Below are 23,198 nucleotides of genomic sequence, written 5' to 3'. Positions count from 1 at the left end.
TTAACTCACCATCCCCATCAAGTATACAACTGTAAAGATAAATACCCAAACAACATCAATAAAGTGCCAATAGATAGCGAACGTGTTGTATTTTGGAGCGTTGTAAAGACTTAACCCTCTTTTTGCATTTCGAACCATTAGTGCTGTTAACCAGCTAAGACCAAATACTACGTGGCCACCGTGGAATCCAACTAATGTATAGAACGCTGATCCGAATGCTGAAGAGCGGAATGTAAAACCATAATCAGTAATATAGTGTGTAAACTCATAAATTTCAAAACCTAAGAATCCTAGACCAAGTAATGCAGTAATTCCAAACCATAATTGCATCTTTTTGAAATCATGGTTTTTCATATGATATATAGCATATACACTAGTTAAAGAACTTGTTAACAAGAGAATAGTCATAACAAATACAAGTTCTAAACCAAATAGTTCTTGGGAAGAAGGTCCACCAGCAGTTGAGTTTCTTAACGCCAAATAGGTTGCAAAGAAACTAGCAAAAAGAACTGTTTCACCACCAAGGAAAAACCATAATCCAAGATACTTATGTTTCCCCTCATGAGTAGCCTTAGCTGGATCATGAATTTCTGGACTCAAGGAATGATCGTGACTCATCTTAATCTGCCTCCTTTTCTAGATCTTCTTTATGAATATGATGACCGTGATCATCTTTCAAAGATCTTATTAGCATAGAGCCTATTGCAATTACCATACCTGCAAATAGAACAATTAGCCAAGATTTATTATCGACTTGATAGATAAATCCAAAGGAAGCTATAAAGAATCCGATTGAAATGACTACCGGCAAAATAGAACCATTAGGCATGTGAATGTCATCAAGAGGTTCAGCTGGAGTCATTTTCGTATTTCCATCCATTTTTTCAATCCAGTAAGGATCTAAACCACGAACTAATGGTAATTGTTTAAAATTATATTCTGGTGCTGGAGATGAAATAGCCCACTCTAATGTACGACCTGTACCCCATGGGTCATTAGCAGCTTTTTCTCCTTTAGCTGTTGTGTAAATAATATTAATAATAAATACTATTGAACCAGCAGCCATAAAGAATGCACCAATTGTACTGATAAGGTTTCCTGTATCCAATCCTTGGTTTTCTAGGAACACCCAATAACGACGAGGCATACCCATTAATCCTAGGAAATGTTGAATAAAGAAAGTTAAATGGAAACCAATAAAGAATAACCAAAATGCAATCTTACCCATAGTTTCATTAAGCACTTTACCGAAAAATTTTGGCCACCAATAATGTAAACCTGCTAAAATACCGAATACTACCCCACCTACGATAACATAGTGGAAATGGGCAATAACGAAATAGGTATCATGGTATTGGAAGTCAGCAGTCGAAGCACCTAGCATTACCCCAGTCATCCCACCAATAGTAAATGACGGAATAAATCCTAATGCCCATAACATTGCTGAATTAATTTTAATACTTCCACCCCACATGGTTGCAAGCCAGTTAAAAATCTTAATACCAGTGGGTACTGCAATCGCCATTGTACCTACCGCAAAAATAGAGTTTGCTACAGGACCAAGACCTACTGTAAACATGTGGTGAGCCCAAACCATAAATCCTAGAAACGCGATTAAGAATGTCGCAAATACCATTGATGAATATCCAAATAAACGTTTCTTAGAGAATGTCGGAATGATTTCACTAAAGATACCGAAAGCCGGTAGAATCAAAATATAAACTTCTGGGTGCCCAAAAATCCAGAATAAGTGTTGCCAAATAACAGAGTTACCACCAAGTGCAACATCAAAGAATGCTGATCCAAACATGCGGTCAAACTGAAGTAAAAATAAACCTACAGTTAATGCTGGAAACGCAAATAGGATAAGAATACTAGCTACAAAAGTAGTCCAAGTAAATAGCGGCATCCGCATGTATGTCATTCCCGGTCCACGCATAGTAACAATAGTAACAAGGAAGTTAATTCCCCCCATTAATGTACCGGCACCAGATAATTGCAGACCCATAACATAATAGTCTAAACCGTGACCTGGTGAGGAAGTAGACAATGGAGCATATCCAGTCCAACCAGCATCAGGTGCACCACCAAAGAACCAACTTAGGTTCATTAAAATACCACCAAGTAAGAATAACCAAAAACCTAGTGAATTCAAGAATGGAAACGCAACATCTCGCGCCCCAATTTGAAGTGGCATAACACCATTCATAAAACCTAATAACATAGGCATGGCCGCAAAGAAAATCATAGTTGTACCATGCATTGTAATCATTTCATTGTATAAACCTGCACTAATAAAATCATTTTCTGGTTTAATTAGTTGAATCCGTATAATTAGAGCTTCAATACCTCCGAGCAGGAAAAAGAATGCACCCGCCGCTAGATACATATTACCGATTTTTTTATGGTCAACTGTTGTTAAATAGTCCCATAAAATAGCACCGAAGCCCTTTTTCTGAGTAGATGCTATACTCAAAACATTAACCTCCCTTTGTATGTCTTTCATCCCAAATAACTTTAGTCAATAATTCCGCCTGCACTTTCAGGATTCACATCTGAATGGTCTAATTGCATTAAGTATTCAGCAATTTTTTCAGCTTCATCTCTTGAAACTTCAGGGTAATTACCAGTCATTTTATTTCCTGGTTTAATTGACTCAGGATCCATAATCCAGTCTACTAAGTTTTCTTTTGTAGGTTCTAAAATACCTGCAACTGCAGTACGGTTTGCGTAGTTAGTTAAATTCGGACCAACTGCTACTGGTGAAGAACCGATTGCATGACAAGCCATACAATTATTAGCTTCAAATAAACCCTGTCCTTCGGATGCAACCGCATCTTGTGGCTTTTCTTCTGGATTCACATTCTTCATATCTTCAACCCATTGATCAAATTCATCTTGGCTAACTGCAACAACTTTAAAGTCCATCAATGAGTGTGATGGGCCACAAAGCTCCGCACATTTACCCCAATATACCCCTTCTTCATATGCTTCTATAAACATTGTGTTTACGTTCTCAGGGTTAGCATCCATTTTCCCAGAAATAGTTGGTACCCAGAATGAATGGATAACATCAGATGATTGAATATCTAGGTATACTTTTTTCCCAACTGGAACATATAAGTCCTGACTTGTTTGAATTTCTTCACCTTTGTAATCAAAATGCCACCAGTATTGATTACCTGTAACTTCAACCTTTATAGAACTCTCAGCTTCTGCAGTATCGGCTAAATCAAAAATAGTGATAATTGTTGGAATAGCTAATACAAATACTAAAACAATCGGTATTGCAGTCCAGACAATCTCTAAAGTGTGATTTCCCTCTACTTGTTTAGGGATATAATCTTCTCTCCCTTTCTTTTCGCGGAATCTAACTACAGCTATCGTAAAAATAATTGCTACAATTATAAATACCGCAGTCATGATAACGATAGAAAGAATCATGATATCCATTGATTTTTCTGCTCCATATCCTTTTGGATCTAGAGCTGTTAAGTTTTCTTTACCACATGCTGATAAAACAATTGCTGTAAAACTTAACATTAGTAAAGTTTTCAATTTTCCCATCCAATGACTCATGTATTCATACCTCTCTTTCTCCTTATGTCTGATACATTTATAAAATTTTTTAAACAACAAGGTAGAGCTAATTAAAAATTGGTAAAGTTACGATAATCATTAGTAAAAAAACAATTGTTAAATAGTTTAAAGAATATATAAACATCATATTCGCCCACTTTAAATCATCTTTGACAAAAAATCCTTTAAAACCTATGATTATCCACCCAATATTTAATAGCGTGGAAATTACTACGAATACCATACCTAGTGATGTCATAAAAAAAGGTAATGGTAATAAGCAAAGAGTATATATCACAATTTGTCGCTTCGTTATTTCAAATCCATAAACGACAGGTAACATTGGTACTCCAGCTTCTTTATAGTCTTCCGTCTTCTTCATCGCTAAAGATAGGAAATGTGGTGTCTGCCAAATAAACATAATTAAAAATAATACTAAAGGAATAATGTGGAATTCTGGACTTATAGCAGCCCATCCAATAAGTGGGGGCATAGCTCCAGAAAAACTACCAACAATCGTATTTAACGTTGTTTTTCTTTTAGACCACATTGTATAAAAGATAACATACACAATCCAACCAAAGAAAGCAAAAAGGGTCGCCTCTATCGTTGTAAAAGATAATAGAAGTAAACCAATAGTTGTGGTTACAAGTCCTATTATTAGTACGGATTTAAGCGAAAAGAATCCAGTTACCGTAGGACGATTTTTAGTTCGTTCCATTTTTGGATCAATATCTACATCGAACCAATTATTAACGATACAACCGCCCGCTATAACTAAAGCGCTTCCCAGTAGGGTCAAAGCTATAACATCCCAATGGTACTTAAGGGAAGAATCAGTAAAATAAATTGCTAACCATATTCCAGTAAAAGTAGTAATTAAATTGGAATTAATGATTCCAACCTTAATTAAGGCTTTTATTTCTGTAATTAATGTCTTGAATTTTTGTCTTGTAGATACTGTTGAATCTTGTATTATTTCTCTGTACGGCGCACCCGCTTTATTCATACACCCCTATACCCCCTTTATCACAATGTCAATGTTGTAAATTCTCGGAATCCATTAAAAAGGACGACTAATGAAATAATATCACGAAAAGATAAGATAATCCATAAACCCATACTGACTACTATCTTAGCACGGTGTACGCCTTGAAAGTGTGACAAAAATTCGAACTTTAGCAAAACATTGTGAATATTCAATGAAACTATGTATCCTTACTACTTATATACTGTATTAGCAATTATTCCCTAATCTATTTCTAGCAAACTCTAGACAATATTGCAAGGTTTTTTACATTTTACATAGTGAAAATAGGATTTTGTCGTGTTATATTAATGATGTAAGAGCTTTTATTGGATTATTTATGATGATAATATTAATATTAGGAGGATTGTATTTATACTATACATCACAAAGTGAGGCATACATATATTATGATGAAACTTTTGAAATGGTTATCTGTACTAGCGACGATTGGTATGCTGCTAGTATTACTAGGTGGAGCACTTGTAACAAAAACGGGATCTGAAGATGGTTGTGGAGACAGTTGGCCTTTATGTGAAGGACAACTAATACCTTCTGAGTCCCATTTCGAGATGATTATTGAATTAAGTCACAGATTAGTTTCAGGAGGAGTAGGAATTATAGTTGTTGCATTGGCAATTCTTGCTTGGAAACAATTCGGAACTATTCGTGAAGTGAAGTTTCTCTCCATTACTTCTGTTTTCGTTCTCCTATTACAAGCTCTAATTGGAGCAGCGGCAGTGATGTGGGGGCAGTCTGATTTTGTTTTAGCGGCTCATTTTGGTATTTCACTAATATCTTTTGCAGCAGTATTTCTACTAATGTTACTAATTTTTGAAATCGATAAGAAATGGGATACAAAAACGTTAGCTATACAGAAAAAAAATCGCATTGAAATTTACTTACTTACAGCTTATTCCCTCATAGTTGTTTATTCAGGAGCGTTAGTACGACATACAAGTTCAAATTTAGTATGTAGTAGCTGGCCATTCTGTAATAACAATGCGCCCTTTTCCTATACGGATTACAATTTCCAGCAATGGATACAAATGGGTCATCGTTTCATGGCAGGAATCTTATTTATATGGACCATTGCTCTATTTATCAAATTGATAAAACGTTATAGATCAAATCACGTCATGTACTGGGGTTCGATTATCACCATTTCTTTAATTACTTTACAAGTCTTTTTTGGCGCTATGATTATTTTTACTCTACTAAACCTTGCAGTTGCTTTAATGCATGCACTTGTTATATCTTGTTATTTTGGTATGTTAAGTTATTTTCTATTACTTTCTAGCAGAAGCGCCAAAGCAGAGAAAGTAAGGTTAAAAAAAGAAAACAATAAATATCAACAATCTGCAATTAAAACTTTATAAAGAAGACAACCATCAGTGGGGTTTCCTTCATCCCCCACTGATGGTTTGGCTCACAGCTATCCTCCCACCTACCTTCTTTATTTACCCTGAAGCATGAGGTGGGAGTCTTGCTGCCCTTTTAGGTGGAATAAAATAAGTAGAAAAGGAAGCGTTCCATTTGGAAGCTTCCTTTTCTACCTTTAGGATGTTGAACACATACTTTTATTCAAATTCTATTAGAAGATCGTCGACAGCTATGCTATCCCCTTTTCCAACATGAATTTCCTTAATAACTCCTCTAAATGGCGCTTGAATTGTTGTTTCCATTTTCATCGCTTCTGTTGTCAGTAAGTTATCACCTTTGTCAACATGATCTCCTTTTGAACAGCTAACCTCTAAAACCGTACCTGGCATTGTCGCACCAATTTGTTTTTCATTTCCTTTATCTACTTTAGCTCTTGTTGCGACAGAAGATTGTACATTTTCGTCTTTGATATTAATTTGTCTTGGTTGACCGTTTAACTCAAAGTATACAGTACGAGTCCCATCTGGTTCCGGTTGAGAAATAGAAATTAACCGAACAAAAAGGGTTTTTCCTTTTTCAATTTCTACTTCTATTTCTTCTCCTAAGTTCATTCCAAAAAAGAAAGTTGGAGTGTCTAACACGGACATATCACCATATTCTTCATAGAACTTTTGATAATCCATGAATACTTTAGGGTAGAGGGCATAAGAAATCACATCGAAACTGGTTACTTGTCTGTTTAAAGTTTTAAATAAAGTATTTCTTATTTCTACAAAGTCAACTGGGTCTAATAATTCACCAGGCCTTACTGTAATTGGTTCCTTGCCTTTAAGAATAATTCTTTGTAATTCTTTAGGGAAACCTTGATATGGTTGACCAATCATTCCTTGTATAAATTCAATAACGGAATCAGGAAAATCAATTGACTCTCCACGTTCAAAAATATCATCTTCCGTTAAATTATTTTGTACCATAAATAAAGCCATATCTCCTATCACTTTTGAGGACGGTGTAACTTTCACTATGTCACCAAACATATCATTCACATTACGGTACATTGCTTTTACTTCATCCCAACGTTCTCCTAAACCAACAGCTATTGCTTGTTGCTGTAGGTTACTATATTGACCGCCAGGCATTTCGTGGAAATAAACTTCAGTGTGCGGAGCCTTCATACCATTTTCAAGGTCTGAATAATATCCACGAACACCTTCCCAATAAGTTGATAGTTTTTCATAGTTTTCTACATTAATTTTTGGCTGACGGTCTGTACCTTCAAGTGCATGATATAGGGTTTGTGCACTTGGTTGAGAAGTATGCCCAGCCATTGAACCAACTGCTACGTCTACAACATCAACTCCCGCTTGAATGGCACGTGCATAAGTATAGATACCGTTGCCGCTTGTATCATGTGTATGAAGATGAATAGGTAAATCCGTTGATTCTTTTAATGTAGATATTAATTGATACGCTGCCTCAGGTTTTAATAATCCCGCCATATCTTTAATACCTAGAATATGTGCTCCAGAAGCTTCAAGTTCTTTAGCCATATTTTTATAATAATCTAAATCATATTTTGTTCTACCTTTATCCAATATGTCACCTGTATAACATAAAGTAGCTTCAGCAATTTTATTATTTTCCCTAACGGATTCGATGGCTAAACGCATACCTTCTATCCAGTTTAAACTATCAAAAATACGGAATACATCTATTCCCGCACTAGAGCTCTTTTGAATGAATTCGCTGATCACATTATCTGGGTAGTTTTTGTATCCCACTGCATTACTTGCTCTTAATAACATTTGGAATAGAACATTCGGCATTTTCTCGCGCAGTTTTAATAATCTATGCCATGGATCTTCTTTTAAGAAACGGTAAGCCACATCGAATGTTGCCCCTCCCCACATTTCTACTGAGAACAAATTAGGCAATAATTTAGCGGTTGGTTCAGCAATATCCAACATGTCTTTTGTTCTAATTCTTGTTGCTAAAAGCGATTGATGAGCATCACGAAATGTAGTGTCTGTTAGCAACACTTCTTTTTGATCTTTCAACCATTTCGCCAGACCTTCTGGACCCTGCTCATCTAATATTTGTTTCGTTCCAAAAAATTCCTCGTTTGCATTTTTTACTTTTGGAATTTTCAACGCTGGATAGTTTGGTTTTTCTCTTCCACCTACACCATTTACTGTTGTATGTGCAATATATGAAAGCATTTTCGTTCCACGGTCTTTTCTTTTAGGGAAAACAAATAATTCAGGTGTATGATCAATAAACGTCGTGTCATATTCACCAGACAAGAAATTTTCATGCATAATTACATTTTCAAGGAAATGAATATTTGTTTTAATACCACGGATTCGGAATTCTTTTAAATTTCGAACCATTTTATGGGCAGCTTGCTCAAAAGTCAATGCGTGTGTAGAAACTTTCACAAGTAAAGAATCATAATAAGGGGAAATAACTGCACCTTGATAAGCATTACCGGCATCCAGTCTTACACCAAATCCCCCACCAGATCGATACGCCATAATTTTTCCAGTGTCAGGCATAAAATTATTTAACGGATCTTCTGTAGTGATACGTGATTGAATTGCATAACCATTAGTTCGGATCTCATCTTGTGGTGGGATACCAACCGTTTTACTGTTAATCTCGTAGCCTTGAGCAATTCTTACTTGAGTTTGTACGATATCAATACCAGTAATCATTTCCGTAATTGTATGTTCTACTTGAACGCGAGGATTAACCTCTATAAAATAAAATTCATTGTTCGTTACAAGAAATTCAACGGTTCCAGCATTAATGTAATTTACATTTTTCATTAATCGCACTGCAGCATCGCAAATTTCATGACGTAATTCTTCTGATAAGGATAAACTTGGAGCTACTTCTACAACTTTTTGATGGCGACGTTGTACTGAACAATCCCTTTCATATAGGTGAACAATATTTCCATGTTGATCTCCAATAATTTGAACTTCTATATGCTTTGGATTTTCAATTAATTTTTCTACGTAAATTTCATTATTACCAAATGCCGCTTTCGCCTCTGATTTAGCGCGTTCATAAGCTTCTTTGACACTTTTCTCATTCCGAACAATACGCATTCCACGTCCGCCACCACCAAGTGAAGCTTTGATGATAATTGGATACCCATGATTTTCTCCAAATTCAACTACTTCATCCAATGTTTGAACGGGACCATCACTACCAGGAATGACTGGGAGTCCTGCGTTTACAGCTTGTTCCCTTGCTTTAACTTTATCCCCAAACATGCTTAAATGTTCACTATTTGGTCCAATAAAGATTAGCCCTTCCTCTTCACATCTCTTAGCAAATTGTATGTTTTCCGATAAGAAACCATACCCAGGATGGATTGCATCTACATCCACTTTTTTGGCCAAAGCAATAATTCCCTCAATATCTAAATAAGCATCAATTGGTTTTTTACCTTCTCCGATTAAATACGCTTCGTCAGCCTTAAATCGATGGTAAGATCCAGTATCTTCTTTTGAGTAAATGGCCACTGTGCGAATATTTAATTCTGTACAAGCACGAAATACACGAATTGCTATTTCTCCACGGTTTGCAACTAGTACTTTATTAATTCTTTTGATTTCTCCCATAATATACCTCCTGTTTATTTATGTTTAATAGTTGTTTGGTAACCATCCCTGTTAACAGACATCGCAATGTTGTTTAATATTCCCATCGAAATTAACATCACTAACAGAGAAGATCCGCCATAACTTACAAATGGTAAAGGAACACCTGTTATAGGTAGAAGGCCACTAATTGCACCTAAATTAATAAAAGCTTGAATACCTACCATGGAAGATATTCCAATTGCGAGTAACGATCCAAAGCTATCACTACATTTTCTAGCTATAAATATACCTCGCAAAACAATGATAGCTAATAAACCGATTACGATAATAACTCCTATAAGCCCTAACTCTTCTGCTACTATCGCCATGATAAAGTCCGTATGGGCTTCCATCAAATACCCCAATTTTTGAACACTCTGACCTAAACCAGTTCCTGTTAACCCACCTGTTCCAATTGCTATATAAGACTGAATTAAGTGGTATCCATCGGTATCAGGAGTTTGAAATGGCTGGTAAGCTCCTGTAAATCTAGCTAAGCGTTCCTCTGATACCATAAACGGAATGGTTAATAAGATTATTCCAATTCCGATGGCTATCAAAATGGACAAATGTTTCAACCTTATTCCTGAGCTAAATATGACAGAACACGCTATTAAGAAAATGATAGCAGCTGTTCCAATATCAGGTTGTAGAACGATTAAGCCTAAAATAATACCAGTCATTACTAATGGTGGTAATACTCCTCTGTAAAACTCATTAATGTAAGATTGTTTCTTAGAATATACTGATGCTAGATACATAATTAAAGCTAATTTTGCAAATTCTGCAGGTTGGAAACTGGCTGGTCCAAAGTTATACCATGATCTAGCATTATTTACCGTACTTCCAAAAAGGAATAATCCTAGTAGAAGAATAATTACTAAAATAATAATCAGTTTCATTAATTTCTGATATTTTTTATATGGAAAAATCGAGGTAAATACAAATCCCAATAATCCAAAAGCAAACCAAATGGCTTGTCTAATCAAATAGTGATTACTCTTAAAACCTTCTACAACCGCTGTAACCATACTAGCGCTATATATCATGACAAGTCCGAATGCTGCTAATACTAATGGGGCAATGATTAGTGTGTAATCATAATCTTTAATTCTTTTTATCATCTTACTACTCCCTATTAATCTATGTATTTTAAATAGTAGATGAAAATAGAAATATTTTTAATAGTTTACCACATGAATGTTATTTATGTAAAATCTATTGAAGAATAAAAGTTTTCAACCTACTGTTTTATTAATTGTAAAGAAACAAAAAAACCTTGCCAATAACTATAATGTGGGCAAAGTTTTTGCGTTTTCTTTCTTAGATCTATGGAACAAAATAACTATAATGAATTTTGAGAAGCCTCATGGAGTATATTCAATTTTTTTTCCAAATTTTCCAGAAGTTCTTTTCCTTCATTCTCACTTATTAAGTCCAAACGTACTGCAAAATCAATTTCCCTTGAAAGACCAAACATTTGAGTATCCAAAACATCTTCATATACGGGACATTGTGGCATTGTTAAATTTTCTATCTGAACTTCTATAAGTCTTAAAATTTTTTCAGCATCAGCCTTAAGAAGAGCATGGGCTTTATCGCGGTGATTCACAGTAACCTCAGGCATCAAAATTATCCCCCCCGCTAGAGACTTTTCTTATATTATATTAAAGCTAGCACTCAAAAAATGCAAATAAAATAAAGTCTTCTTTTATGGTGAAAAATATAATTTTCTTTGCTATTCTTAATAAAGATACATAAATGAGGGGGAGAGAACAAAATGATCGTACCAATTATAGGAAATGTTTCCTATTCCATTACCTTAGATCCAACTGTTTGGATTTTTGACGAACGAAAAGTATTGCTCGATGAAGCATTTACGAAAAATACTAAATCAAAGGAAGATATCCCTAATACCAAAAAGTTAGCCGAGAGATATAACAGAGAAGTATTTCAATCAAATGCGAAAGTACCTCCTGTTAATAAGGGCCTAACCAAAAAGGAAGGTGAAGAAATACTTAAAAATTCCTATGTTATGCCTCTTTACGATTTCGTAAAAAATGCGGAAATTAATGATTCTGCAAAAAGTGCCACTTTTCTATCTGAGGATAATCAAGAGTTAGTAACTATCGATATAGATCAACTAGTAAATGGTTATTTTTTATTTGCTATTGATGGTAAGCCAATTAAAAAAGATGGACCTGTTTACTTTATCTATGGTAATGGAATGAATAAAAATGATCCTATTAAAAACATTAAAAAAATAAAAATTAATTAATTGTTATAAAAGTTGCTATATGTATAGCAGCTTTTTTGCATTAGGGATTGTTTAAAAGTTAGTAAAGTTTTTTGAAATAGCAAGATTTTTCATGTACCGAGTATAAATTATTTTATTCCATCCAAAATAAGCATAACGCAAGATTGAGGAGGAATGAAATGATTATAAATAGAAAGTTCATTTTAATTATTTCGCTTTTAACGATGTTCATTTTCTCGGGATGTGCTGGACAAAATGACGAAAGCTCTTTAGAATCAAGGAAAACAAATGATCAATTTGTGCAAGTAAAAAACTCAAGCCCACATGATTTACAAGATTTATCAAATGCAGAAATAGCAACACATTTATCAAATGTTGCTAGCAGAGTTCCGGACGTTAACGATGCAACGACAGTTGTTGCAGGTCCATATGCGGTAGTGGGAATAGATGTAGATAAAGATTTAGATCGATCGCGAGTTGGAACAATTAAATATACTGTTTTGGAGTCTTTATATCATGATCCTTACGGAAAAACAGCTGTAGTTGTTGCTGATGCAGATGTTACAGAGAGGTTAAAAGGTATAGCCGAGAAAATAAGACAAGGTCACCCTGTTCAAGGATTTGTCGATGAACTATCAGCAATCGTTGGTAGATATATGCCTAATGTTCCTATAAGAGACGATGTACCAGAGGAACCTGATCAAAACAAAGAAAATATTCCTGAAGACGAACAACAACAATTAGAAGAAATTGAAAAAGAACAATCTAATCATAATCTAAACAAATAGAGGGTTGGCATTCGCTATTAGGTGAGCGAATGCCTTTTTTATACTAAACTAAAGAAAAGTTAACTCCCCTCTTTAGTCGTTTTTATTTTCATTATAGTAGTGGACTCCAAATTGAGAACCCTCAGAAACCATTTTTGAATTTTCTAGTTGGGTTTCATTAACAATTGGCGATTGATCAGGAACACCAGCATTCTCAAAAGTTGAATTACTATCCCTATCACTATTTTGATAACCTTTTAAGTAGCATTGAACAGCAATCACTCCAATTGCTGCACCCATTATTCCTAACGCTGTATACATAAAAATTTTTTTCATATTATCACCTCCGAGTCTCTTTATTAGTATATACCCCCATTTTCATTCTAAAAACATTGTATTTTTATGATATAATAAAGAGGATTTCTACTAACAATTTGTCTAAGGTGAAAATTCATCCCACCCTGCAAAATTTATGGATTGGTTTGAGGTGAGAATATGCAGGTTAAATGTACTTTATGTGATAAAATAGATAGCCTACAAGATAATACCAAAGAAGCTAAAAAACTAAGAAATCGTAGAACCTATATGTATTTATGTCCAGATTGCCGTGAAAGAATAGATAAAAAGACAAAAGAACGTCATGCCACGGGAAGATTTTATCTATTTGAAGAAAATAAACAACATGACCCTTTCATTTAAATATAGAAAAAGCGCCTTTGATCAGGCGCTTTTTCTATATTTAAGAAGCATTTTCTTTTTTAGCTCTACGCTGAAAGTGAAGTCTAGTACGATAAATCGCTAACACTAAATTAATGACTATCAAGCTTTCAACACTAGGCATTCTCATGACCGTACTGAATATCGTCAGAATATATACACCGACTAATAAAAGTATGTACACAATAACGGATTGTAGAAGCGGTAATTTTCTAGCAAAGCCTAATTTATATGCTATAACGGAAAGAATTAAATTTAGTACATAAAATATCCAAAATATGTTTTCAACCCCATATTGGTTCAGTACCATATCAAATACAAAAAAACTAAAATTATCCATCTGTCTCCCCCACTTTAACGTTCATACCTTTACTATCTTATCATACTAAACCTTTAATAATCATGCTAGTAGAAAGTGAATTTAATAAGGATATTGAGTTGGGCGCAAAGCTCGTCTTTAGTCGGCCTTCCTTTAACTTCTACGTTGCCAACGTCCTTTGGGTAACGTAGAAGTTTTTTTATTCTCTTTTTTGACACATCGTATAGAAAGTGGATTTTTGAAAATTATAATGATTTAAGTTATAATAGAAACGAAATAGAGGTGTCTTGATGGAAAATATTAACGGAAAAATGTTGACGCTAGCATTATTGGTTGTAGCATCATTTATAGGAGCTGCTATTTCGATTACCTATCGAAATATATGGGTTATACTTTTATTTATTTTATTGGGATTTATTATAATGGGATACGGCCTATCGTTAAAAAGGAAGGAAAAAAGTGACGTAAAATAGTCACTTCCTTCCTTCTTTTATAAATTGGATAATTTGGTAGTGGAGAGCTTGATTACTTGCTACCACTGTACTTTTATTTAACATATCCAAAGGTGTTCCATCTACATTGGTAGTCACTACTCCTACTTCTCCAGCAATTACCATTCCTCCAGCAACGTCCCATGGTGCTAAACCTAAAGAAAGGTAGCCATTCGTTATACCTTCAGCTAAATAAGCGAAATCTAAAGCAGCTGAACCATATGTCCTTGTTCCTCTTACATGTTTTACAAATTTTTGCATGGTTTCTACTTCTACTGTCAAATTATTACAGAGCCAAAAATGATTCATTCCAACTATTGCCTTTTCTAAAACTACTTCCTTATTAAGAGGTTCTAATTTTGTATCATTCTTATATGCTCCTTGATTTCTTTTTGCATGATATAAAACATCATTCATAACATCGTATACAAAGCCAATTTCACCAACACCATCATGAAAAATTCCTATCGAGATAGCAAAATTACGTTTTTGATGTACAAAGTTCATAGTCCCATCAATGGGATCTATTATCCAAACTGTTCCATCCAAGTTAGTTAATTCATCGCCATAGCCTTCCTCACCGATAATAGAATGATTAGGATAAGTCCCTTTTATCTTAGAAACAAAAAATAATTCTGTTTCCTTGTCCATTGTAGTAACAAGATCATTTGGGTTTGATTTAGTATCAATAGTTAATGGATTATTAATTTTGCTACGAATATTTTCCCCGGCTTCTTCTACCCATTTTTTTGCATTTGTGTAAATTTCTTCAAGCATCTCATGGTTCATAGTAAATCCTCCATTTTTACAATATACGTTTATTGTATCAAAACCAAGGAGTCAAGTCATCAAGTCCACTTGATAGAAAAAAACAATAAAGAATACCTGGCAGATTGAAAAACATATACTTTCTTCCAACATAGGTATAACTAAGGCATTCGCTAAAGCCTAATAGCGAATGCCTAGTTTTCTAGTACTTTTTTATTTCCGTTAATTGTTTTACCAAAAATGTTAATCGTTCTTTTGACTTTATAATTTGCACTTGGTCATCTTCTTGAATAGCATCATAAAGTGTCATTAGCTCGTAATCAATTTCCATTTTTATAACCGGCAATTTTTCTTTTGCTTCTTCTCTCTTAATAATTTCCATCACGAACTTCAAAAGAGCCTCTCCCTTCAGTTAATTTATTAGCTCCATTAACTTCCGACTTTATATATTTTATGTCTAAGATGATAATTGGTTCGTTTAATTTTCAGAAGAGGATGGTTATAATAAGTATTTCCTCTAGTTGTCTTAGGAAACTTCTGTTTCGAAATTTGCGATACTTGACTTCATTATATGATTACTTAATAATAATTATTATAATAAAGTGAAACCTATTCAAAAGTTGTTGATTGTAATTTAATCGAATGAATATTTAATTTATTGGAAGGATGATTAAAATGTCATTACAAGGATTTAACAAAGAAGACTTTGAAACATTTCATATTGACGGCTTAGATTCTAGAATGGAAGCAATTCAAAACCGAATACAGCCGAAATTTCAATTAATTGGTAGTCAATTAGTTGACGTTCTTTCAGCCGAATTGGGAAATGAAATGTTTTTGCATATCGCCAAGCATGCTAGAAGGACGGTAAACCCGCCACAAGATACCTGGTTAGCCATAGGAAATAATAAAAGGGGGTATAAAAAACACCCTCATTTTCAATTAGGGCTATTTGATGACCATCTATTTGTTTGGCTCGCTTTTATTTATGAACTACCAGATAAAGAAAAGATTGCACAATCGTTTATCAACCAGTTTAACGATTTAAAAAAACTCCCAAACGATTATGTAATTTCACTAGATCATACAAAAAAAGAATCTTTTCCTATTACTGAACTAGATATAAAACATCTTGAAAGATTTCGGGATGTAAAAAAGGGTGAATTTTTAATTGGGCGGCACCTTTCTCCAAGTGATGAACAGGTTACAAACGGGGAAAAATTATTTGAATTTACGAAAGAGACCTATGAAAATTTAATTCCTTTTTATCAGTCATCACTAAAAACAAATTAATGTGGAAAGGGAGCTATATAGCCCCCTTCTCACTTCCATTTATCTACGATTTGTTCTGCTTCTTTTATAATACCTTGTACAAGTTCATCAACCGTTGGTATGTCTTTAATTCTTGTAGAGGACTGACCTGCCCAACCAAAACCATTGTCATTGTCCCCATCATAAATAAAGCGTTTATTTGCTGTACCACTAATATAATCTTTAAGTGACTCATATCCATCATTATGTTCTTCTATCTCTAAAATTTTATCCGTCCAATTATTTTTTAGTGCTCTTGCTGGGGCACCTATTGACCGTTTAATAACAACTGTGCTATTATCATCTGCTTGCAAAATAGCTTGTTTGTACCGCTCATGAGCATGAACACATTCTTTCGTTGCAATAAACCTTGTCCCCATCTCTATTCCTTCTGCTCCAAGACTTAAAGCTGCCATTAATCCTCTTCCGTCCACAATGCCACCAGATGAAACAACAGGTATAGATACATGATCCACTACATCTGGAGTTAACACAAGTGTTCCTGTATCACTACGCCCAAGATGGCCACCACCTTCTTGGCCAACTACCATCACGGCATCTGCACCTAATTCTTCTGCTTTTTTAGCCTGCCGTTTCGCCGCCACTAATACTAATGTTTTAATATTGTGACCCTTAACCATATCAAGGAGCTCGTTTGGATTTCCCCCTGTGACAGAAATAACCGGAACTTTTTCTGAAATTGCGACATCTACCATGTGATCGAAACGTCTTCCATGTTGTCCAATAGCAAAATTGACTCCAAAAGGCTTATCTGTAAGTGTTTTAACTTTTTGAATTTCTTTACGTAATTCTTCTGGGCTACCCAAACTCATTGCAGTTATTTGCCCTAATCCCCCAGCATTAGATACAGCTGCAGCTAAATCCGAATAAGCCAGGTAAGCTAAGCCTCCTTGAATAATTGGATATTCTATATTTAATAATTCTGTAAGCCGGGTTTGAAACTTCATGCCTATTCCCCCTCGTATTTTTAATCTATATAAATTTTAACATTTTTATTTAGATACCTGCTAACACTATAACTTTACTGTACAAAAATTAAATTACTAATTCTGCTATAATACCTTAGTTACAAATGAAAAAATGTGTTTTCAACCATGAAGGTAAATATTAATTATATGTAAAAAATAAACGGGACGGCCTACCTGTACAAAGATTACAAGAATGAAACACTGGAATCATTTCGTGTGATAAAAAAGTGAAAGCCTATTAATTAAGATTAATTAGTAACGAGGGGATCACTAAATAAAATTCCTTCGTTTTAACTTGAACGGTGTAAATATTCACAATAAAATACACCCATTAAACAATGAGTGTAAGAATTTTTATTATAAAAATGCTCTCTTTGCAAAAATATTTATTTATTGCATGTAGGACATGTACTATAAAGAGTTGTTACCTTTTCTTCTTCGTATGTTTCAATAACCTTTTCACATTCTTTACAAACGATTGTACCCATTTAAGCCATCTCCCTTTCCTTTATGTTATACCTTATGTACATTATAATATGTCACATTACCGCGGTCAAGACTAAATAGTATGACATAATTATTTTTTTGATCATTATCCCTTTTCCTTAATGAATTTTTTTGGGGATTTATGGAATTATCTTTTATTGCAATTTTATATTTTTTTATGCATTTCATTTTACAACTCACCTAAAAAACATGTACATTAGTCAAGGTGCAATCTTTAATTTGACTGAATCGGATTAGTAAAATACGGGTAAAGTAAGTACAGATATGAATAAGGAGAGGAATTGAATGAAAAAAAGAAGTATAACGAAGGTTTTTTATATATCCGTAATTATCGTAGCCTTATTTATTATTTGGGGTGTTATTCCCCAAGAAACATTACCAAAGGGAAATTTAAATCATGTTACATCTATTATACAAGCATTTCTCGTTGATCAATTTGGTTGGTTCTATTTAATTAGTGCAACAGCATTTTTAGTGTTCGCTATTTATTTAATCTTTTCTAAATATGGAAAGATTAAATTAGGTAGACCAGAGGATAAACCAGAATTTTCTTATTTAACTTGGTTTGCCATGTTATTTAGTGCTGGTATGGGAATTGGTTTAGTCTTTTGGGGGGCTGCTGAGCCACTTTCTCACTTTTATAACCCACCGTATGGAGAAGGTGGAACGATTGATGCAGCACATACAGCAATGAAATATAGTTTCTTACACTGGGGAATTCATCCTTGGGCAATTTATGCTACAGTGGCTTTAGCTTTAGCCTACTTTAAATTCAGAAAGCAATCGCCCGCTGTTGTAAGTTCAGTATTAGAGCCAATATTTGGGGACCGAATCAAAGGAACTTTGGGTACCGTTATTGATACGATTGTTGTATTTGCCACAGTATTTGGTGTAGCTACTTCTTTAGGATTTGGTGCTATACAAATAAGTGGTGGTTTATCATATGTATTTGGAATCGATCAAACTATCTTTTTAGAATTAATAATTATTCTCATTGTTACTGTACTATTCATGGCATCTGCTTTAAGTGGGCTTGGTAGAGGAATCAAATATTTAAGTAATCTTAATTTAATCCTTGCATTTCTTCTACTAGTATTTATTCTTATACTTGGTCCAACAAATTTTATTTTAAATTTCTTTACAACAACATTAGGTAGTTACATTCAAGATTTACCAAGTATGAGCTTACGAATGTCTCCCTTTAATGAAGAAAACATGGCCTGGACAAATGATTGGACACTCTTTTACTGGGCATGGTGGATAGCATGGGCACCGTTTGTTGGTACTTTTATCGCTCGCGTTTCCCGTGGTAGAACAATAAGGGAGTTTATTTTAGGAGTTTTATTAGTCCCAACAATTTTAGGTGCATTGTGGTTTACCGTTTTTGGAGGCACAGCTATACACTTAGATTTCTTTCAGGGAACAAATATCATAGAAGAAATTAATACCAGTGGTGAAGAAGTCGCTTTATTTGCGGTGCTTGAAAACCTTCCTTTAGAAACGTTTATATCCATATTAGGTATTATTTTAATCGCCATATTCTTTATAACATCGGCGGATTCTGCAACATTAGTTCTGGGTATGCAAACAACAGGCGGAAACTTAGATCCATCCAATAAAGTGAAATTTACTTGGGGAGTTATTCAATCAGCAACTGCAGCTGTACTTCTGTGGCAAGGTGGTCTTGGTGCATTACAAACCGCATCAATAATAGCTGCTTTTCCTTTTTCAATCATTATGATATTAATTGTAATTTCTTTGATTAAAGCTTTTAATGAAGAAGCAGAGATTATAGAATTGTCTAGAAAGAAAAAATTTATTAGAGAAATTAAAAAGAATATGAAATAAAAAATGGGACAAAATCTAGTGAGTTTATAATAAGCGTGGCACCACTCAATATAAATTGAGGAAGTGCCACGCTTTTATTTTATGCTTAAAGAGTTTGTTCAAAAACACTTTTAGTCGGCCTTCCCCAAAGAAGTTCGTTGCCAATAGTGGAATTTACTATGTCCGCAAACGTCCTGTGGACAACATAGAAGTCGGCACATCCTATGCAGGTTCGCTATTCACGTATACGTTTCTTGGAAAAGAAGTACACTTTTTATCTAGAAATACGGAATCGGAGAGGCTTTTTTTAGGACCACACCGAACTGCAACGCACAGGAAGCGAATTAAAGAAGACTAACTAGCTTTTACGGCTAACGCCGGGTTTACCCCTATGTAGGGCAGCGTTGCAATAGAACGTTGCATATTTGGCCGACCTTAGTCCATTTCATCTTCCTTTTACACACAATTAATGTGAAACCATTCCTTAAATTTTTAAAGGTTGATTTACATAAGGGTCAAATAATAGATATTTTCTTATTAAAGCAAAGAAAAATGGTTCTGATCATTGCCTTACGATGAATCAGAACCATTTTAGGTCATTTTGACTAATTATGTTTCATTAATTACATAATATGGATTGGAGTTCCAAGTACTACTTCAGCAGCTTCCATTGTTATTTCACCTAAAGTTGGATGAGCGTGGATAGTTAACGCTAAATCCTCAGCAGTCATACCAGCTTCTACTGCAAGTCCAATTTCAGAAATCATATCACTTGCATTAGGTCCAGCAATCTGACCTCCAAGAACTAATCCATCTTCTTTACGAGTTACCAATTTCAAGAAACCATCTGTACTATTTAAAGACAACGCACGTCCATTAGCAGCAAATGGGAATTTACCAACTTTAACATCATAACCTTGTTCTTTTGCTTCATCTTCAGAAAGACCAACAGAAGCTAGTTCTGGTTCTACGAATGCAACAGCAGGCATACCGATATAGTCTACTTCGGATTTTTCTCCACTAATTGCCTCTGCAGCTACTTTTCCTTCATATGAAGCTTTATGTGCTAATGGTGAACCTGGTACAATATCACCAATTGCATATATGTTGCTTACATTCGTACGACATTGTTTATCAACTTTAATAAGACCTCTATCAGTTAGTTCAATACCAAGTTGTTCTAAACCAATTTCGTCAGTATTTGGACGACGACCAACAGTTACTAATACATAATCAGCTTCAATTGTTTCTTCTTTTCCATTAGCTTCATACGTAACTTTAACGCCGTCTTTTGTTTCTTCAACACCTTTAGCCATAGCTTCAGTGATAATGTTAGCACCTTTTTTCTTCAAGCCTTTTTTAACAACTTGTGTCATAGACTTTTCAAATCCACCTAAGATATCTTTAGCACCTTCAAGGAATGTAACTTCAGTACCAAAGTTTAGATATGCAGTACCTAATTCACTGCCGATATATCCAGCACCAATAACTACTAACTTCTTAGGAATTTCTTTTAAGCTTAAAGCACCAGTTGAATCAAGAACACGTTCAGAAAACTTAAAGCTTGGGATTTCAATTGGTCGAGATCCTGTTGCAATAATACAGTTGTTGAATTTATATGTTTGAGAGCTCTTCTCATCCATAATTTTAGCTGTGTTAGAGTCTACGAAATAAACTTCACCTTTAACGATATCAACTTTATTTCCTTTAAGAAGACCTTGAACACCAGATGTTAATTTATTGACTACAGTACCTTTCCATTCTTGTACTTTAGTAAAATCAACATCCACATTTTTAGTTGTAATACCGATCTCTGCATTGCCGTTAGCATTTTCAACCATATGGCCAGCTTGAATTAGAGCTTTTGAAGGAATACATCCAACATTTAGACAAACCCCACCAAGTGCACCTTTGTCAGCAATTGTAACTTTTTGTCCTAATTGAGCAGCACGAATAGCAGCAACATATCCCCCAGGACCCGCTCCTACTACTAAAGTATCTACTTCTATCGGAAAATCTCCTACTACCATTTTTACCTACGCCTCCATCATGATTAATTGTGGATCATTTAATAAACGTTTCATTTGGTTAAGAGCATTTTGAGCTGTTGCACCATCGATAATACGGTGGTCAAATGATAGAGATAATGCTAGTACTGGTGCAATTGCAACCTCACCATTTTTGACAACTGGTTTTTCCGCAATACGACCGATACCTAAAATGGCTACCTCAGGTTGGTTAATAACTGGAGTAAACCATTGTCCACCAGCAGAACCAATATTAGTGATTGTGCTAGAAGCCCCTTTCATCTCCCCAGGTGCTAGTTTACCACTTCTTGCCTTATCTGCCAATTCATTAATTTCCTGAGAAATTTCAAAAATAGATTTTCTGTCAGCATTTTTAACAACTGGAACTAGAAGACCTTTTTCTGTATCAGCTGCAATTCCCACATTATAATAATGTTTTTGAATAATTTCATCAGTAGTATTATCAATAGATGCATTTAAGCTTGGATATTGTTTTAATGCAGATACTAATGCTTTTACTACATATGGCAAGTAAGTTAGCTTAATACCTTGATCCATTGCAACTTGTTTGAATTTCTTACGATGTGCTACAAGTTCTGTAACATCTACCTCGTCTAATAATGTAACATGAGGTGCAGTATGTTTAGAGTTAACCATCGCTTTCGAAATAGCTTTTCTAATACCAGACATTTTTTCACGAGTTTCTGGGAATTCTTCACCAGCTGGTACATATGGTTTAGCTTCTTCTTTTTCAGCTTTAGCAGTTTCTTGAGCATTTGTTGAAGCTTGAGCTGATGTTGCTGCTTGACCACCATTTAAGAATGCATCGATATCTTCTTTTAATATACGTCCATTTTTACCAGATCCAGCAACTTCTTTAACATTAACACCTTTTTCACGAGCGTATTTTCTTACAGATGGCATTGCAATCACACGTTTGCCATCATCATTTGAGCTGGCAGCACTTGTATTATTAGCTTGTGGTTTATTAGTTTCCGCTGAAGAATCTGCTGAAGTTTCTGCTGATTCATATCCTTCCGCTTCAAAAGTAACAAATATATTACCTACTGTTGCTACTTCTCCTTCTCCTACATGAATTTTTTGAACAGTTCCATCTACTGGGGAAGGAATTTCAACAACTGCTTTATCGTTTTGTACTTCACATAAAACGTCGTCTTCTTTTACTGTGTCGCCTTCTTTAAAGAACCATTTAACAATTTCACCTTCTGCAATTCCTTCTCCAATATCAGGGAATTTAAATTCGAAGGTTCCTTTACTTGAACCAGTGGATTCTGATTGAGCTTGAGAATCAGTTTCTTCTCCACCTTCATATCCTTCTGCATCGAAAGTAACAAATATATTACCTACTGTTGCTACTTCTCCTTCTCCTACATGAATTTTTTGAACAGTTCCATCTACTGGGGAAGGAATTTCAACAACTGCTTTATCATTTTGTACTTCACATAAAACGTCGTCTTCTTTTACTGTATCCCCTTCTTTAAAGAACCATTTAACAATTTCACCTTCTGCAATTCCTTCTCCAATATCGGGGAATTTAAATTCGAATGCCATTATT

General features: G+C 34.6%; 22 protein-coding genes. 7 read left to right on the top strand and 15 right to left on the bottom strand.

The genetic code is table 11. From position 1 onward, the window contains the following. From MHI02_RS09370 to cyoE, 4 genes are all read right to left on the bottom strand, one after another. A complete protein-coding gene (locus MHI02_RS09370) occupies nucleotides 1-618 on the bottom strand; it encodes a cytochrome (ubi)quinol oxidase subunit III (protein ID WP_150874277.1) in 618 nt (205 codons plus the stop codon). A 1-nt stretch (nucleotide 619) separates the two neighbouring features. Beyond that, nucleotides 620-2,506, bottom strand: coding sequence for a cytochrome c oxidase subunit I (gene ctaD, locus MHI02_RS09365; RefSeq protein WP_379565852.1), 1,887 nt, complete (start codon nucleotides 2,504-2,506; stop codon nucleotides 620-622). Between the two features lie 11 nt (nucleotides 2,507-2,517). Next, nucleotides 2,518-3,579 carry a cytochrome c oxidase subunit II gene (coxB, locus tag MHI02_RS09360; protein WP_047186395.1) on the bottom strand — a complete coding sequence of 354 codons (1,062 nt, stop codon included), beginning with the start codon at nucleotides 3,577-3,579 and terminating at the stop codon, nucleotides 2,518-2,520. 67 nt (nucleotides 3,580-3,646) lie between these two features. Then, the gene (gene cyoE / locus MHI02_RS09355) at nucleotides 3,647-4,588 is read right to left on the bottom strand and encodes a heme o synthase (RefSeq protein ID WP_060668685.1); all 942 of its coding nucleotides are present in this window, start codon (nucleotides 4,586-4,588) and stop codon (nucleotides 3,647-3,649) included. A 428-nt stretch (nucleotides 4,589-5,016) separates the two neighbouring features. Between cyoE and MHI02_RS09350 the strand changes: the two genes are divergently transcribed. Continuing rightward, nucleotides 5,017-5,985, top strand: a complete 969-nt coding sequence (locus tag MHI02_RS09350) for a COX15/CtaA family protein (protein ID WP_047186420.1) — start codon at nucleotides 5,017-5,019, stop codon at nucleotides 5,983-5,985. A 201-nt stretch (nucleotides 5,986-6,186) separates the two neighbouring features. Here the strand turns inward: MHI02_RS09350 and pyc are convergent, their stop codons facing one another. The 3 genes from pyc to MHI02_RS09335 form a co-directional block, all read right to left on the bottom strand. Then, a complete protein-coding gene (gene pyc, locus MHI02_RS09345) occupies nucleotides 6,187-9,621 on the bottom strand; it encodes a pyruvate carboxylase (RefSeq protein ID WP_204797822.1) in 3,435 nt (1,144 codons plus the stop codon). Between the two features lie 14 nt (nucleotides 9,622-9,635). Then, nucleotides 9,636-10,766, bottom strand: a complete 1,131-nt coding sequence (gene ftsW, locus MHI02_RS09340; protein ID WP_060668683.1) for a putative lipid II flippase FtsW — start codon at nucleotides 10,764-10,766, stop codon at nucleotides 9,636-9,638. A 221-nt stretch (nucleotides 10,767-10,987) separates the two neighbouring features. Next, nucleotides 10,988-11,269, bottom strand: coding sequence for a YlaN family protein (locus MHI02_RS09335; protein ID WP_047186399.1), 282 nt, complete (start codon nucleotides 11,267-11,269; stop codon nucleotides 10,988-10,990). A gap of 153 nt (nucleotides 11,270-11,422) precedes the next feature. Between MHI02_RS09335 and MHI02_RS09330 the strand changes: the two genes are divergently transcribed. Both MHI02_RS09330 and MHI02_RS09325 read left to right on the top strand, forming a co-directional pair. Next, nucleotides 11,423-11,920 carry a hypothetical protein gene (locus MHI02_RS09330; RefSeq protein ID WP_060668682.1) on the top strand — a complete coding sequence of 166 codons (498 nt, stop codon included), beginning with the start codon at nucleotides 11,423-11,425 and terminating at the stop codon, nucleotides 11,918-11,920. Nucleotides 11,921-12,078: 158 nt separating this feature from the next. Then, nucleotides 12,079-12,687 carry a YhcN/YlaJ family sporulation lipoprotein gene (locus tag MHI02_RS09325; protein WP_060668681.1) on the top strand — a complete coding sequence of 203 codons (609 nt, stop codon included), beginning with the start codon at nucleotides 12,079-12,081 and terminating at the stop codon, nucleotides 12,685-12,687. Nucleotides 12,688-12,759: 72 nt separating this feature from the next. Here the strand turns inward: MHI02_RS09325 and MHI02_RS09320 are convergent, their stop codons facing one another. Beyond that, nucleotides 12,760-13,002: a hypothetical protein gene (locus MHI02_RS09320; protein WP_047186402.1), complete on the bottom strand. Its 243-nt coding sequence runs from the start codon at nucleotides 13,000-13,002 to the stop codon at nucleotides 12,760-12,762. A gap of 159 nt (nucleotides 13,003-13,161) precedes the next feature. Here MHI02_RS09320 and MHI02_RS09315 point away from each other — a divergent pair, with 159 nt between their 5' ends. Further along, entirely contained in the window at nucleotides 13,162-13,365 is a 204-nt protein-coding gene (locus tag MHI02_RS09315; protein ID WP_047186403.1) for a YlaI family protein, read from the top strand. Nucleotides 13,366-13,405: 40 nt separating this feature from the next. Here MHI02_RS09315 and MHI02_RS09310 read toward each other — a convergent pair whose 3' ends face one another. Continuing rightward, complete coding sequence (locus MHI02_RS09310) at nucleotides 13,406-13,723, bottom strand: YlaH-like family protein (protein ID WP_047186404.1); 318 nt, start codon at nucleotides 13,721-13,723, stop codon at nucleotides 13,406-13,408. 269 nt (nucleotides 13,724-13,992) lie between these two features. Here MHI02_RS09310 and MHI02_RS09305 point away from each other — a divergent pair, with 269 nt between their 5' ends. Continuing rightward, complete coding sequence (locus tag MHI02_RS09305) at nucleotides 13,993-14,175, top strand: DUF5325 family protein (RefSeq protein ID WP_047186405.1); 183 nt, start codon at nucleotides 13,993-13,995, stop codon at nucleotides 14,173-14,175. On the opposite strand, the gene MHI02_RS09300 is transcribed toward MHI02_RS09305, so the two are convergent. After that, the gene (locus tag MHI02_RS09300) at nucleotides 14,176-14,982 is read right to left on the bottom strand and encodes an inositol monophosphatase family protein (RefSeq protein ID WP_145523576.1); all 807 of its coding nucleotides are present in this window, start codon (nucleotides 14,980-14,982) and stop codon (nucleotides 14,176-14,178) included. It lies immediately after the preceding gene. Between the two features lie 181 nt (nucleotides 14,983-15,163). Beyond that, nucleotides 15,164-15,346: a hypothetical protein gene (locus MHI02_RS09295; protein WP_370447413.1), complete on the bottom strand. Its 183-nt coding sequence runs from the start codon at nucleotides 15,344-15,346 to the stop codon at nucleotides 15,164-15,166. A gap of 290 nt (nucleotides 15,347-15,636) precedes the next feature. Here MHI02_RS09295 and MHI02_RS09290 point away from each other — a divergent pair, with 290 nt between their 5' ends. After that, a complete protein-coding gene (locus tag MHI02_RS09290; RefSeq protein WP_047186408.1) occupies nucleotides 15,637-16,254 on the top strand; it encodes a YktB family protein in 618 nt (205 codons plus the stop codon). 29 nt (nucleotides 16,255-16,283) lie between these two features. On the opposite strand, the gene MHI02_RS09285 is transcribed toward MHI02_RS09290, so the two are convergent. Further along, on the bottom strand, nucleotides 16,284-17,240 hold the full coding sequence (locus tag MHI02_RS09285; protein WP_047186409.1) for an NAD(P)H-dependent flavin oxidoreductase: 957 nt from the start codon (nucleotides 17,238-17,240) through the stop codon (nucleotides 16,284-16,286). A gap of 407 nt (nucleotides 17,241-17,647) precedes the next feature. Next, nucleotides 17,648-17,749 carry a GapA-binding peptide SR1P gene (locus MHI02_RS09280; protein WP_084824116.1) on the bottom strand — a complete coding sequence of 34 codons (102 nt, stop codon included), beginning with the start codon at nucleotides 17,747-17,749 and terminating at the stop codon, nucleotides 17,648-17,650. Nucleotides 17,750-18,053: 304 nt separating this feature from the next. Between MHI02_RS09280 and MHI02_RS09275 the strand changes: the two genes are divergently transcribed. Further along, nucleotides 18,054-19,616, top strand: a complete 1,563-nt coding sequence (locus MHI02_RS09275) for a glycine betaine uptake BCCT transporter (RefSeq protein ID WP_047186410.1) — start codon at nucleotides 18,054-18,056, stop codon at nucleotides 19,614-19,616. Nucleotides 19,617-20,218: 602 nt separating this feature from the next. On the opposite strand, the gene lpdA is transcribed toward MHI02_RS09275, so the two are convergent. Then, entirely contained in the window at nucleotides 20,219-21,625 is a 1,407-nt protein-coding gene (lpdA, locus tag MHI02_RS09270; RefSeq protein ID WP_216884105.1) for a dihydrolipoyl dehydrogenase, read from the bottom strand. Nucleotides 21,626-21,631: 6 nt separating this feature from the next. Then, nucleotides 21,632-23,194 (bottom strand): dihydrolipoyllysine-residue acetyltransferase, encoded by a 1,563-nt coding sequence (locus MHI02_RS09265; protein WP_060668674.1) that lies wholly within the window; start codon nucleotides 23,192-23,194, stop codon nucleotides 21,632-21,634. Nucleotides 23,195-23,198: the final 4 nt, after the last annotated feature.

It is taken from the genome of Oceanobacillus sp. FSL K6-0118, from assembly GCF_038006665.1.
Classification (GTDB): Bacteria; Bacillota; Bacilli; order Bacillales; family Amphibacillaceae; genus Oceanobacillus; species Oceanobacillus caeni.
Note: the sequence above shows the minus strand (reverse complement) of the source record. Positions and strands in the feature narration are given on the sequence as shown.